At 49.7% G+C, this 12,169-nt stretch carries 14 protein-coding genes; 13 read left to right on the forward strand and 1 reads right to left on the reverse strand.

All coding sequences use genetic code 11. From position 1 onward, the window contains the following. Positions 1-10 precede the first annotated feature (10 nt). The 4 genes from serB to C7452_RS06400 all read left to right on the forward strand — a co-directional run bounded on the left by serB (position 11) and on the right by C7452_RS06400 (position 6,692). On the forward strand, positions 11-1,486 hold the full coding sequence (gene serB, locus C7452_RS06385; RefSeq protein WP_115892618.1) for a phosphoserine phosphatase SerB: 1,476 nt from the start codon (positions 11-13) through the stop codon (positions 1,484-1,486). Between the two features lie 8 nt (positions 1,487-1,494). Then, the gene (locus C7452_RS06390) at positions 1,495-1,755 is read left to right on the forward strand and encodes a hypothetical protein (protein ID WP_010877233.1); all 261 of its coding nucleotides are present in this window, start codon (positions 1,495-1,497) and stop codon (positions 1,753-1,755) included. Between the two features lie 17 nt (positions 1,756-1,772). Further along, complete coding sequence (gene topA, locus C7452_RS06395; RefSeq protein WP_115892619.1) at positions 1,773-3,908, forward strand: DNA topoisomerase I; 2,136 nt, start codon at positions 1,773-1,775, stop codon at positions 3,906-3,908. A 273-nt stretch (positions 3,909-4,181) separates the two neighbouring features. Continuing rightward, complete coding sequence (locus C7452_RS06400; protein ID WP_245942883.1) at positions 4,182-6,692, forward strand: dolichyl-diphosphooligosaccharide--protein glycosyltransferase subunit STT3; 2,511 nt, start codon at positions 4,182-4,184, stop codon at positions 6,690-6,692. A 132-nt stretch (positions 6,693-6,824) separates the two neighbouring features. Here C7452_RS06400 and C7452_RS06405 read toward each other — a convergent pair whose 3' ends face one another. Beyond that, positions 6,825-7,202, reverse strand: coding sequence for a CBS domain-containing protein (locus C7452_RS06405; RefSeq protein WP_010877230.1), 378 nt, complete (start codon positions 7,200-7,202; stop codon positions 6,825-6,827). Positions 7,203-7,333: 131 nt separating this feature from the next. On the opposite strand from C7452_RS06405, the gene C7452_RS06410 reads away from it, so the two are divergent. The 9 genes from C7452_RS06410 to C7452_RS06450 all read left to right on the forward strand — a co-directional run bounded on the left by C7452_RS06410 (position 7,334) and on the right by C7452_RS06450 (position 12,163). Further along, positions 7,334-8,428, forward strand: a complete 1,095-nt coding sequence (locus C7452_RS06410; RefSeq protein ID WP_115892621.1) for an OBG GTPase family GTP-binding protein — start codon at positions 7,334-7,336, stop codon at positions 8,426-8,428. Positions 8,429-8,461: 33 nt separating this feature from the next. Continuing rightward, entirely contained in the window at positions 8,462-9,238 is a 777-nt protein-coding gene (locus C7452_RS06415) for a sulfide-dependent adenosine diphosphate thiazole synthase (RefSeq protein ID WP_115892733.1), read from the forward strand. 106 nt (positions 9,239-9,344) lie between these two features. Further along, positions 9,345-9,860 (forward strand): adenylate kinase family protein, encoded by a 516-nt coding sequence (locus C7452_RS06420; protein WP_115892622.1) that lies wholly within the window; start codon positions 9,345-9,347, stop codon positions 9,858-9,860. A 118-nt stretch (positions 9,861-9,978) separates the two neighbouring features. Next, the gene (gene rnp4, locus C7452_RS06425; protein ID WP_115892623.1) at positions 9,979-10,401 is read left to right on the forward strand and encodes a ribonuclease P protein component 4; all 423 of its coding nucleotides are present in this window, start codon (positions 9,979-9,981) and stop codon (positions 10,399-10,401) included. Further along, positions 10,343-10,576, forward strand: coding sequence for a YhbY family RNA-binding protein (locus C7452_RS06430; RefSeq protein ID WP_115892624.1), 234 nt, complete (start codon positions 10,343-10,345; stop codon positions 10,574-10,576). The genes rnp4 and C7452_RS06430 overlap by 59 nt, the downstream gene beginning before the upstream one ends. Positions 10,577-10,586: 10 nt before the next feature. Continuing rightward, positions 10,587-11,024, forward strand: coding sequence for a 30S ribosomal protein S19e (locus tag C7452_RS06435; protein WP_010877224.1), 438 nt, complete (start codon positions 10,587-10,589; stop codon positions 11,022-11,024). A 34-nt stretch (positions 11,025-11,058) separates the two neighbouring features. Then, positions 11,059-11,394, forward strand: a complete 336-nt coding sequence (locus C7452_RS06440; RefSeq protein WP_010877223.1) for a DNA-binding protein — start codon at positions 11,059-11,061, stop codon at positions 11,392-11,394. A 9-nt stretch (positions 11,395-11,403) separates the two neighbouring features. Further along, positions 11,404-11,994 carry a DUF7411 family protein gene (locus C7452_RS06445; protein ID WP_115892625.1) on the forward strand — a complete coding sequence of 197 codons (591 nt, stop codon included), beginning with the start codon at positions 11,404-11,406 and terminating at the stop codon, positions 11,992-11,994. A gap of 13 nt (positions 11,995-12,007) precedes the next feature. Further along, positions 12,008-12,163, forward strand: coding sequence for a 50S ribosomal protein L39e (locus tag C7452_RS06450; RefSeq protein WP_010877221.1), 156 nt, complete (start codon positions 12,008-12,010; stop codon positions 12,161-12,163). The last annotated feature ends 6 nt before the right edge of the window (positions 12,164-12,169 follow it).

Below are 12,169 nucleotides of genomic sequence, written 5' to 3' on the forward strand. Positions count from 1 at the left end.
GGTGATATTTTTGATTAAACTTGTAGTTTTCGATCTTGACAATGTCATTATTGATGGTGAAGCCATAGACGAGATAGGAAAAATCGCTGGCGTTGAAAAGGAAGTAATGGAGATCACCGAGAAGGCCATGCAGGGTGATGTTGACTTTGAATCCTCAATAAGGGAGAGGGTTAAACTCCTCAAGGGAACATCGGTGGAAGACATAAAGAAGGTTGCAGATGAACTGCCCCTAATGGAGGGCGCCGAGGAGACCGTGAAGACCCTCAAGGAGAAGGGGTACCTGGTTGCAGTTATAAGTGGAAGCTTTGACCTTGTGGCTGAACCCGTAAAGGAGAAACTCGGCATAGATTACCTCTTCTGCAACAGGCTCCATGAGGAAGATGGCATACTTACCGGTGAAGTGAGCGGACCCCTTGTGGAAAAATCAAAGTATGATGTCCTCTGCGGTATCCTTGAGAAGGAGGGTATAAGTCCCAGGGAGTGCGTTGCAGTTGGTGACGGGGCCAACGATATATCCATGATAGAGGCCGCACGTCTGGGCATAGCCTTCAATGCCAAGCCAGCCCTCAGGAAGAAGGCCGATGCAGTTGTTGAAGATAAGGATCTGCGCAGGATACTCCCCATCATTGAAAAAGTTGCAGAGGCTGATGATAAATTGAACAAGATGAGTTACGACGAAGTTATGGAACTCAAAAATGAATACGAAGACAAACTCTCAGCAATAGCCTCTGAAAGGGACGAACTGAACAAAAAAGCACGTGAAATGAAGGAACTGAGGGACAATCTCAACAGTGAACTTCGTGAAACACTCAACAGGGCTGTTGAACTGAGAGATAAACGTAATGAAATAAACTCCCAGGTCGAGGAGAACAAGAAGCTCAGGGACCAGATAAACAAGGAGATACGCAAACTCGAATGGTCCTCAGGAGGAAGGGACCGTATAAAGATTGAAAATGAGATCAAGCGAATAGACAAGATCATTGAAACAAGGGTCCTTGACATTAACAAGGAGAATGAACTTGTCAAGACAGCGAACGAGCTTCGAAAGAAACTCATGAAGATTCAGGAGGACGATGAAACCCGTGAAAAGGCCCTTGAACTCAGGAAAAAGTCAGAGGAGTACCATGAGAAGGTTGTGGCCCTCTCTGAGGAGGCCCAGGGTTACCATGAGAAGATGCTGGAGTACTTCAGAAAAACAGATGAGATACGCAAGAAGGCTGATGAGGCCCATGAGAAGTTCCTCGAATTCAGGAGGATGGCCTCAGAGAAGCATGAGGAATTCAAATCAACCCTCGGTGAGATACGCCAGATAAACGAGAGAATAAACGCCCTGAGATCAGAGAACAGAAGTGCCAGGAGAAGAGAAAGCAGGGAAAAGGATATTGAAGAAAAGGAAAGGGCCCGTGAAATATATGAGAAGTTCAAAGAGGGCAAAAAACTTACAAAGGATGAGATTCTTCTTCTCCAGAAGCACAGGATAGTTTAGGGGATCCTATGGGTGGAGAAAAATCCTCAGACAGAGAGAATATGGAACCAGAAAATGGGAATCCATGCGGTGTTGGCACATCAGACAGCGAAACGGTTTACACCAGAGATAATCCAGGCATTGAAGAAACTTCAGATGATGAAAAGATAGAAGAGTGCTTCATATGCCATAAGAAGTTCAACATAAACGCCGATGATTCAAGCCATTATCATTACGGTAAGTACCCCATGTGCAGTTACTGCAGTGACTTCTACGGATTCTACAGGTGAGATCCCTGAGTGGTAAGATGCATGAAGTTATAATCTGTGAGAAGCCCAAATCATCTGAAAAGATTGCCGGGGCCCTCTTTCCAGACGCCATGAAGAAAAAACATGGAAAGGTGTCCTACTGGGAACATGTGGAGGGTGATAAGAGGGTCACCATAGTATCAGCGGTGGGACACCTCTACTCACTCCGCCCCAGGCAGTCCAACGAAGAACACTTTTTTGACCTTGAATGGGCACCCATATACGAGATCGATAAGAAGAAGGGTTACGTTAAGGATTACCTTAACGTTATAAGGAAATTTGCAGCCGGCGCTGACCGCTACATCCATGCCTGCGATTATGACATTGAGGGTACCCTCATTGGTTTCAATGCCCTCAAATACGGTTGCGGTGAGGAGGCCCTCAGGAAGACCTCCAGGATGAAGTTCTCGACCCTCACCAGGGAGGAGATAAAGAGGGCCTACCAGAACCCCATTGAGGTCGACTATGGGCAGGTCGACAGCGGCGCTGCAAGGCACATACTTGATTTTATTTTCGGAGTAAACATATCCCGCTCCCTCATGAAGTCTGTTAAGGCGGCCACAAATCGTTTCATAAAATTATCCGCCGGGAGGGTTCAGACCCCGACCCTCGCAATACTGGTTGAACGGGAGAAGGAGATAAGGGACTTTAAACCCGTCCCCTACTGGATAATACGCGCTGAGCTCGGGGAAGGGATCATCGCCGAGAGCAAGAGGGGCAAGATCTTCAAGCGGGAGCTGGTCGACAGCATCCTGGAGAAGTGCCAGGGAAGTGACGCTGAGGTTAAGGATGTTAGGGTGAGGGACACCATCAGAAAGCCCCCGGTACCCTTCGACCTGGGGACCCTCCAGTCAGAGGCCTACCGTGTATTCGGATTCAGCCCCAAGAAGACACAGACAATTGCACAGAACCTCTACACCGAGGGTTACACCTCATATCCCAGGACATCATCCCAGAAGCTCCCGGAAAGTATAGGGTACGAAAAGATCCTCAAAAACCTTGCAAAGAACCCCCGCTTCGGAGTCCACATTGAAAGGCTCAGAGGCCCCCTCAAACCCCATGAGGGAAAAAAGGAGGATGATGCCCACCCGGCCATACATCCCACAGGTCTTCTTCCATCGGAACTCTCAAAGGATGAGAAAAAGGTTTATGACCTCATAGTCCACCGGTTCATAAGTGTATTCGGTGAGGATGCCATCCTCCAGACCATGAAGGTAGAACTTGAAATTGGAGAAGAGGAGTTCAGCTTCTCAAGGAAGAGGGTCAGTAAGGCGGGCTGGATGGAGAGCTACCCCTACACGAAGATGGAGGATGAAGAATTCCCTGAGATATCCGGCGGAGACTCTCTGGCTGTCAGGAGTGTAAGTGCAGATGAAAGGGAGACAAAACCCCCGGCAAGATACAACGAGGCTTCCCTCATCAGGGAACTCGAGAGGAGGGGTCTTGGAACCAAGTCAACACGTGCAGATATAATAGCCAAACTCTATGACAGGAAGTACATTGAGGGTAAAAAGATAAGGGTCAGTCCCCTGGGTGAGAACATAATTGACACCCTCACAAGGTACTGTGAGAAGATCACCAGCGAGGAACTCACAAGGCAGTTCGAGAGGGAACTCGAGGACATCATGAGGGGGAAGATAAGCAAGGACCGGGTTATAGATGAGGCCATCACAGAGGTAAGATCCATACTCAGTGACATAGAGGAGAACCTCAGGGACATTGGGAAGGAGCTCTACAGGGCCTACCAGGACAGCAGGGTTGTGGGTGAATGCCCCGCCTGTGGTGGGAAGCTCGTCATAAAATACTCTCCCAGAAACAGGAGCACCTTTGTGGGGTGTTCCAGCTACCCTGACTGCAGGACCGTTTACTCACTTCCAAAGGGCGCCAGTGTGCTTAAAAGTCTCTGTGAAAAGTGCGGTCTCCCCATGATATCCTATGGAAGGCCGCGGCAGAGGGCCTGTCTTGACCCAAAATGTGGTAAAAAGAAATCAGAGGTTGAAGAGGTTGTCGGTAAATGCCCTGAATGTGGTTCAGACCTCATAAAGCGCTCCGGACGTTACGGGGAATTCGTCGGTTGTAAGGGATTCCCGAAGTGTCGCTTCACCTGTTCCGTTGATGAGGTCCCCGAGGGTTGAACTGAATGTCAGTGATGCAGGAAATTGCTGGTAATAATTTCTTCAAGTATAAAGGTCTGAGGGTTGAACTGAATGTCAGTGATGCCTTTTGAGTTGTTCTGACCCTCATGGAACCCATAACCCCCAGAATTCAGAGGAACCAGAAAGACCCTCGAAAAAATATGAAAACTTATAAGTCACCGGATCAAAAACCTTATTAACATCATTAAGGTCCTGAATTTATTACCAGATGAAAGAGGCGGTGAAATGGATATCCAAGGTTTGCTTGAAAGATTGAAGCCATTCATAATCATTGTCCTGCTCTTCTCGGTTGTCTTTTACATAAGAGCAGAGGCCAGTAACATTGGCGGAGTCCCTGCCGATGCCAAGAAATTCTATGAAGATGCAGATGGACTCCCCTATTTCAGCGAAATGGACTCCTACTATAACTACAGGTTAACAATGAACTACCTGACAAGGGGTATAATGGGTGATACCCTGGTGGATGGTAAACCCTATGACCTCCACTCCTACTATCCCCCGGGCAGACCCGTTGACTACCCGCCCCTGATCGTATACGTTACCTCGGCTGCCTACAGGGTACTGAACTTCTTCGGGGACTTCAGCCTCAAGGAGGTCGCATTCTGGATGGGGGCCTTCATAGGTTCCCTCTGCGTGATCCCCGCCTACCTCTTCGTGAGGAGGATAACAAATGATTACGGGGGTTTTGCAGCTGCCCTCATAGTGGGGCTTGTCCCAACCTACGTCGCCCACACCTATGCAGGTTTCTTTGACACGGACATGTTCAACTTCGTCCTCCCGCTCTTCGTGTTCTGGTTCTTCACAGAGGGGATGCTGGCTTCCAGCATGAGGGGCAAGGTTGGATATGCCCTTGCAGCGGCAGTTTCAATACTTGTATTCTCAGCTGCCTGGGTGGGTTACATATTCTACCTGGCGGTTCTCATCGTATTCGTTGCAGCTTACCTTGTCATTTCAAGGTACATCCTGGGAGAAAAACCGGAAGGCGAATTCGAGGGCAAACTTGACTGGCTGATTCATCAGAGAGAACTTTTCCCCCTCCTGATCCTCCTCATAGCTGGGGGAGTCCTCGTAGGAGTGTTTGGAGGATTTTCAAGCCTTGCGGGTGCTGTAGGCGGACTCATAGGTGCCACCCAGATACAGGCAACCGCCCAGACCACGGCCTACCCCAACGTCTATGTCTCAGTCTCAGAACTCCAGGTGCCTGAATTCATAACAACCGGTGCCGGGAACATCTTCCTCCCTGGTCAGAACACAATCGTTGGTGGTGTGGGCGGCCTCCTGGTATTCATACTTGGTGTTCTGGGTGTCGGAGCCCTGGTGTGGAAATACCGCCAGCCCGAGGTTGTCGTTGAGGAGTCAGAGAACAGGCCGCGGGCCGGTAAGAAAAGCAAGTTCATGAGGAAGAAGAGGGCGGCTGTTGCCAGTGAGGAGATGAGACACCGCTACCTGCTCTACGCTGTCCTCATGGCTGTATGGCTCATAATGAGTGGATATGCTGTTACCAAGGGTTCAAGGTTCATACCCACATTTGCAATGCCCCTGGGGCTCTCAGCAGGGATATTCACAGGATTCCTTGTTGAGTACCTGAGGGTGAGGTTCACGACAACATCATCACTGGCACTGATCGTATTCGTGGCGGCGGTTGCCATGGTAATGCCCTTCGGGGTCTCAGTTGCGGTTAAGCTCCTTGCAGGGGTGCTTGCGGCTGGATTCATATACTCCGTGAAGAAGCCTGAGATAAGGGCGCCATTCATGATGGTTCTGGTGGTCCTTGCAGCTGTGGCCCCCTCTGTGAGTGGAGCCCACTCAATCACAACGTCGGTAGCCCCCGGTACAGATGATGGTATGTGGAACTCCATGCAGTGGGTAAAGAAGAACACCAGCAGGGACACGGTGGTCATGTCATGGTGGGACTTCGGACACCTCTTTGCGGTTGCAGCAGACAGGCCAGTCACCTTTGACGGTGGTAGCCAGAACACCCCGAGGGCCTACTGGATAGGTAAGGCCCTCACAACGAGTAACGAGACACTTTCAAGGGGTATACTCACCATGCTCTCAACCAGCGGTGATCTCGCCTATGAGACCCTTGACAACTACACAGATGACAGCGGAAAGACCGCCGAGATACTGACCGCGACCCTCGGACTTCCAAGGGAGGAAGCCAGGGCCGTCATGACCGGGCGCTACGGTCTCAGTGATAAAGAGGCTGACAGTGTACTCAGGTACTCCCACCCGGCAAAGCCAAAGCCCTTTGTACTTGTCCTGAGCTCAGATATGCTCGGTAAGGCGCCATGGTGGACGTACTTTGGAACCTGGGATTTCAAGAAGAAAACAGGGTCAAGGTATGGTTACTATCCATCCCTGGCAAGCTCAAAGCCCCAGGTGGTTAACAACACAACCGTTATCCAGACCGTGAACACCATGGTGGACCAGAATAACGTCCTGGGCACCATAATAGAGAAGAAGGCCAACACCACCAATGCAACGATAGCAGTGGGCAACAACATGACGGTTCAGAAGATAAACCCACACAGGCTCACCATAATCGAGGGCGACCTCCTTGTTAAGAATGAGGTTGTTGACAGTGACGCCCAGCTGAGCCTCATAGTCATTGGAAGTGGGAACCAGTACACGACAATAATAATGAACAGGGAACTGGAGGACTCGGTCTTCACAAAGCTCTTCCTCATGGGAGGATTCAACCAGACATCCTTCAAGTTCCTCCACCAGGAACCCGGTGTGCTGCTGTGGACAGCAGCATAACCCATATTTTTCATTTTACACGACCATGATCTCTTTAAGAGATTAAGCCGCTCAAAAACTCTTAATGAAAAAAATAAATTTCATTACCTCATTATAAAAACAGGCAAATAAAAGAAGTTTCTGGCAACAACTTCAGTATCGCTTGGCCATCTTGGCCCTCAATATATCAGTGGCGCTTATCACGCCTATGATCTCATCGTCCTCCTCGACAAGGAGGCGCCAGACAACGTTCTTCACCATCTTCTCTGCTGCTTCCTTGATGGTTGCCCTGGGAGATATGGTAACAAGATCCCGCTCCATCACCTCCCATACCTTGACCTCTGCAAGATCATCCCCCTCTGCAATGGCCTCAAGCACATCCCATGTGGTTACAATTCCGACCCTGACACCTTCCTTCACAACCACCGAGCTTCCCTTGGCGTTCTCAACATAGTTCCTTAGAACATCCTCGAGGCTGGCGGTTATGTCGATGGTGTCAACATCCGTAACCATAACATCCTCAACCCTCATAAAATCACCTGCATATAATATGAAGGTTATGGGATATAAAATATAAGGGAAAATATTTAATAATGGATAATAGAGAACACTGAATGATTACACTGATTTTTCCCGGCTTCAACAATGTTCATGTGAGTGGTATGGATATCGAAGAGAAGATCAGAAAGATAGAAGAGGAGATTCAGAAGACACCATACAACAAGGCCACAGCCCACCATATAGGTAAACTGAAGGCAAAGATCTCCCGCCTCAAGGAGGAGGCCCTCCAGAGGAAGACCTCATCTGGAAAGGGGAGAGGATTCCATATCAAAAAGTCTGGAGACTCCACCGTGGTCCTCATCGGTTTTCCATCGGTTGGGAAATCAACACTCCTCAACGAGTTAACCAGTGCAGAGTCAAAGGTGGGTGACTATCAGTTCACAACCCTTGAAATCGTCCCGGGCGTCATGGAGTACCGGGGGGCCCAGATACAGATATTTGACATACCCGGGATAATAACCGGGGCCTCCCGTGGGAGGGGCCGTGGAAGGGAGATACTCTCAGTTGCCAGGAGCGCCGACCTCATAGTGATAGTCCTTGATGTCTTCAACACAGACCACATGGACATAATCCTCAGGGAGCTGAGGGATGTTGGTATAAGACCCAACGAGACGCCCCCTGATGTGATTGTTAAGAGGAGAAAACTGGGTGGTGTGAAGCTCTCAGCAACGGTCGAACTCACACACCTTGATGAGAAGATCATAAGGTCAGTCCTCAATGAGTACGGAATCCACAATGCCGACGTCCTCATAAGGGATGACATAACCGTTGACCAGTTCATAGACGTCATGGAGGCCAACCGCGCCTACATACCGGCCATCACCGTTATAAACAAGATAGACCTTGTGGATGAATCCTATCTTGAGGGTCTCAGGGAGAAATTCCCGGAAGCCCTCTTCATCTCCGCAGACAGGAACATCAACATCGATGAGCTCAGGGAGGAAATATTTAACAGACTGGGCCTCATAAGGATATACCTGAAGCCCCAGGGTAAAAAGGCTGATTACGACGAACCCCTCATCATCAGGGACGGGTCAACCGTTGGCGATGTGTGCCAGAAGCTCCACAGGGACTTTGTGCGTAAATTCAGACATGCAAGGGTCTGGGGGAGCTCTGTTAAATTCGACGGCCAGAAGGTGGGCCTTGAACATGTCCTCAATGATGAGGACGTCCTGAGGATCATAATAAAGAAGTGACCGCTTCTTATGGAAATACATGCAGGTGTGAAGATGAAGCTTGATGATATAAAAATTTCAAGAGCAATTGTTGAAGGATACATGGAGGATCTCCTGGACTACATGGAGATGGATGTTGCTATCGGCGGAGGGGGCCCCTCCGGTCTAACAGCAGGCTACTACCTTGCAAGGGCTGGTCTGAAGGTGGCGCTCTTTGAGCGCAAGCTCTCCATTGGTGGTGGAATGTGGGGCGGCGGTATGATGTTCAACAAGATCGTCGTCCAGGACGAGGGCCGTGAGATCCTCGATGAATTCGGAATAAGGTCAGAACCCTATGATGAGGGATACCATGTGGCTGATTCGGTGGAGGCGACCTCCACCCTGTGTTCCAGGGCCTGCCAGGCCGGACTGAAGATATTCAACCTCATGAGCATAGAGGACGTTATGATCCGCGACGAGGGGATAACAGGTCTTGTGCTCAACTGGAGCTCAGTTGAAATGGCGGGCCTCCACGTTGATCCCCTCACAGTCAGGGCCGGAGCAGTCATCGATGCAACGGGTCATGACTGTGAGATAGTGAAGGTGGTGGAGAGGAAGATCGGACCGGAACTCAACACCCCCGATGGCAGGATACAGGGCGAGAGGTCCATGTGGGCCGACGTGGGGGAGGCTGCCCTCATTGAAAACACGAGGGAGGTCTACCCCAACCTCTATGTGGCTGGAATGGCGAGCAACGCCGTATACGGCGCCCCCAGGATGGGGCCCATATTTGGTGGTATGCTGGTCTCAGGTCGACGTGTTGCAGAGATGATCATCGAGAAGCTGAAATGAATGTCTGCGTCTTACCACCACCATTGAACAGCCACCACAGACACAGAGGCAATGAAAAAGGAGAAATGCGCCACGGTTCCAGTCAGCAAGGCGAGACTGTGAAATTATGATCTGCATAACCGGAACACCCGGCGTCGGGAAGACAACCGTGGCGGGTATATTGAGGGACAGGGGATTTGAGGTCATATCCCTCGGGGAACTCATAAGGCAGAAGGGATTCGTCCTTGGACGCGACCCCCTCAGGGGATACCTTGAAGCCGACATTGAGGCCGCATGCAGTCACCTCCAGGAAATGGAGGGTCTGGATGTGGTGGAGGGTCACCTCTCCCACCTCTGCAGATCCTGCAGCATGGTGATCGTCCTCAGACTCCACCCGGAGGTACTCAGGGGTAGGCTTGAGGGGAGGGGCTACCCTGAAGGTAAGGTGCTTGAAAACCTCGAGGCCGAGGCACTGGATGTGTGCACCGTTGAGGCCTTCGAAATACATGGGGAGCGTGTTCATGAGGTCGATACAACAGGAAGATCCCCCCATGAGGTTGCCGATATCATCACCGATATCATGAATGGTTCAAGGGTATGCCCCCCAGGGGGAGTGGACTTCTCAGGGTGGCTTCTTGGATGATGGAAAAGCTTTTTAAATATGGAAACACAAACCACTTATAATATTCTTCTTGTGCAGTCAGTACACCATCTCAATGTGCAAGATGTGGATGTTCTATTCCGTTATGAGAGGTTAAACCTTGAGGAGAGGAAAGAGACCACGATGGATGTTAAAAATTGCTGAAGAGAGAATAGACATCCTTTTCAGAATGGCTGACCGTGAATTTTCAGCTAATCCCCATAGATCGCACAGGTACACCGAACTTGCAAGAAACATCGCAATGAAGTACAGGGTTAGAATCCCCAGGGAATGGAGGAGGAGGTTCTGCAGGAAATGTTACAGTTTCCTTAAACCCGGGGCAAACTGCACCGTCAGGATAGCTGATGGGAAGGTTAATTTTAGGTGCCACGAGTGCGGTCACATCATGAGATTCCCTTATATCAGGGAAAAAAAGGATAGAAGGAGAAATAAGATTGAGTCTCACACCACCAAAGAAGGAACTGATGAACAGGTCACTGTCGGCGCTCACAATAAATGTGGGGAAAGCCGGAGTGACAGATAGCCTCATTGAAGAGGTTAAGAGGCAGCTCAAGGCAAATGAACTGATAAAGATAAGATTTGCCAGGACGGTGGCCTCTGAAAAAGAAAGTTATATTACAGAGATAGTTGAAAAAACAAATTCTAAGCTCATAGATTTAAGAGGAAATGTGGCAATAATTTTCAAAAAAAGATCTTAGGAGGATAAATATGACTACAGTTTATGACGTGCCAGCAGATCTGCTCATAAACAGGGTTGCTGAGGAACTGAAAAATGACAGTAAGGTTAAATCCCCTGAATGGGTTAACTTTGTTAAAACAGGTGTCCACAAGGAAAGAAGACCTGAGAATCCTGACTGGTGGTATGTAAGGGCCGCAGCCCTCCTCAGAAGAGTTTACATTGATGGTCCTGTGGGTGTTAACAGCCTCAGGACACATTACGGCGGTAAGAAGGACCGGGGCTCACGCCCTGAAAAGTTCAGAAGAGGTAGCGGTGCCATAATCAGAAGGGCCTTGCAGCAGCTGGAGGAATCAGGTCTAATAAAGAGGGAAGAAAATGGAAGGGTTATAACACCCGAAGGCAGATCATTCCTTGACAAGGCCGCTGCAGAGGTAAAGAAAGAAGTTGAAGGACTTGAAAGGTACTGAAACTATCCCAGAGGGGCCTCAGGAGGTTTCATAGTTGACAGACCTCGAAGAGATACGTCGCAAGAAGATGCTGGAGCTCCAGCAGAAGGCTCAGCAGCAGGCGATGGAAGCTGAAGCACAGGAACAGATGCGTCAGCAGCTGGAAATGCAGAAAAAACAGATAATGATGCAGATACTCACCCCTGAAGCCCGTAGCCGTCTGGCCAACCTCCGTCTGACAAGACCGGACTTCGTTGAGCAGATAGAACTGCAGCTCATACAGCTGGCCCAGATGGGGCGTGTAAGGTCAAAGATCACCGATGAGCAGCTGAAGGAGCTGCTTAAAAGGGTTGCGGGTAAAAAGAGGGAGATAAAGATCAGCCGCAAATAGTCTGGTAAAATGAATGCATGCGTACTCTACAGTGGCGGTAAGGACAGTTCACTGGCGGCTGTGATGCTCCAGCGGCTGGGGATACAGCCAGAGCTGGTGACTGTGAACTTCGGGATCCATGATTCATGGAAGCCAGCATCTGATGCAGCTGCATCCCTTGGATTTCCGCACCGTGTTCTTAAACTCGGCGATGAAATCCTGAGGGACGCTGCTGAGACGATAATCAATGACGGGTTTCCGAATAATGGTATAAAGCACATACACAGGATGGCAGTTGAAGCCGCAGCCACCGAGTACGACATGGTTGCCGATGGAACGCGACGTGACGACAGGACCCCTAAACTAACAAGGGACGAGATACAGAGCCTCGAAGACCGCCTGAACATTGAATATGTGAACCTGGATGGTCTCGGTCACAGGACCGTTAACAGACTTGCATCGATGCTCTTCAGCCTGAGGAGGGAGAGAAGCAGTATCGATAACAGCTCCGACTACGAGGTTGAGGTCCGCCTCCTCCTTGAGGAGATGGGCCACAGTTCAGAATCATTCTTCCCTGTTCACTTCCAGACCAGGGTCACTGGCTGGAACACCAAAATATGAAGGAGGATGCTAAATGAGTAGAAATAAACATGTTGCCAGGAAACTCAGAATGGCAAAGGCTAACAGACAGAACAGAAGGGTGCCCGCATGGGTTATGGTTAAGACAAACTACAGGGTTCGAAGCCATCCAAAGATGAGGCACTGGAGAAGGACCAAACTCAAGGTATAGGAGGAC

It is taken from the genome of Methanothermobacter defluvii, assembly GCF_003385755.1.
In the GTDB taxonomy this organism is placed as follows: domain Archaea; phylum Methanobacteriota; class Methanobacteria; order Methanobacteriales; family Methanothermobacteraceae; genus Methanothermobacter; species Methanothermobacter thermautotrophicus.